The following is a 1,150-nucleotide window of genomic DNA, read 5'->3' on the forward strand; positions in this document are numbered from 1 at the left end:
AAACAGATGTAACTAAGTCGCTTTCTACAACTTTTTTCGCCACTTTTAATGGTTTAAATAGGCGCCATCCACCATTATTTTCAGCCTTTTGGTATAACTCTTCTTCCACTTGAACGAAAATATCAGCTATAACGCCATAAGCCTCAGCCCATGCATTAATAATATCATCTGTTGCTGCGTCACCAAGTACTTCTTTAATTGCTTTTAATAGATGTTCTCCAACAATTGGGTAATGTTCAGGTAAAATGCCTAAACTACGGTGTTTATGTGCTATAAGCATTACAGCAGGTAAAATCGCTTCTAAGTTTTCAATATGAACAGCAGCAGCATAAACAGTGTTAGCTAATGCTGTTTGTTGACGGCCTTGTTCTTGATTCGTGTGATTAAAAATGTTCAGTAATTCTGGATGAGCTTGAAACATATTTTTGTAAAACGTCTTTGTAATTTCAACACCATGAACTTCTAATACAGGTACTGTTGCCTTAATAATTTTAATAGTTTCTTGTTTTAACATATCGCTTACCATCCTTTCGTGATTACAATATAACGCTTTCATTTCCTTAAAGCAATATATGAAATACATCTTTAACAAAATGGACATAATTAATGTATTTTAAATACATCTTTAAAAAACGTTTGAAAATATTATACTTCAATGTAAAAATGCTATAATAATTTTGAATTATAGAAAGTAGGGTGTTCTAATGCGCTTAACTTTATACACAGACTACTCTTTGCGTACGCTTATTTATCTAGGTGCAAAGGAAGACGGCCAATTATCAACTATTCAAGAGATTTCAGATGCTTATAATATATCGAAAAACCACTTAATGAAGGTGACACATCAGCTTGGATTATTAGGCTATATTGAAACAATCCGTGGTCGTGGTGGCGGTATTCGCCTCGCTATCGATCCAAAAACTATTACTATTGGTGAAATTGTGCGTCATACAGAAGAGGATTTTCACCTTGTAGAATGTTTCGACAAAGAAAATAATCTATGTAAAATAGCCCCAGAATGTCAGCTAAAAGGTGTTCTGTACGAAGCTTTACAAGCCTATTTAAGTGTGCTAGATCGTTACACTTTAGATGATTTCCTACATTCTAAAGAAAAATTAATGGCTCTTCTGCTAGGTAAGTAAAAATACCC

Annotated in this window: 2 protein-coding genes; one reads left to right on the forward strand and one right to left on the reverse strand. The window is 33.7% G+C overall.

The window, feature by feature from the left end; genetic code table 11:
- On the reverse strand, window positions 1–514 hold a 514-nt coding region (locus RT445_RS05145; protein ID WP_313469971.1), incomplete at its 3' end, for a globin domain-containing protein.
- Window positions 515–704: 190 nt separating this feature from the next.
- Between RT445_RS05145 and RT445_RS05150 the strand changes: the two genes are divergently transcribed.
- Window positions 705–1,142, forward strand: coding sequence for an Rrf2 family transcriptional regulator (locus RT445_RS05150; RefSeq protein ID WP_155593299.1), 438 nt, complete (start codon window positions 705–707; stop codon window positions 1,140–1,142).
- The last annotated feature ends 8 nt before the right edge of the window (window positions 1,143–1,150 follow it).

It is taken from the genome of Lysinibacillus sp. (assembly GCF_032093475.1).
Taxonomy (GTDB): Bacteria; Bacillota; Bacilli; order Bacillales_A; family Planococcaceae; genus Lysinibacillus; species Lysinibacillus irui.

Bases quoted from the DNA above. Each gene is read 5' to 3' on its own strand.
- RT445_RS05150 (WP_155593299.1), top strand. From the start codon at position 705: ATGCGCTTAACTTTATACACAGACTACTCTTTGCGTACGCTTATTTAT.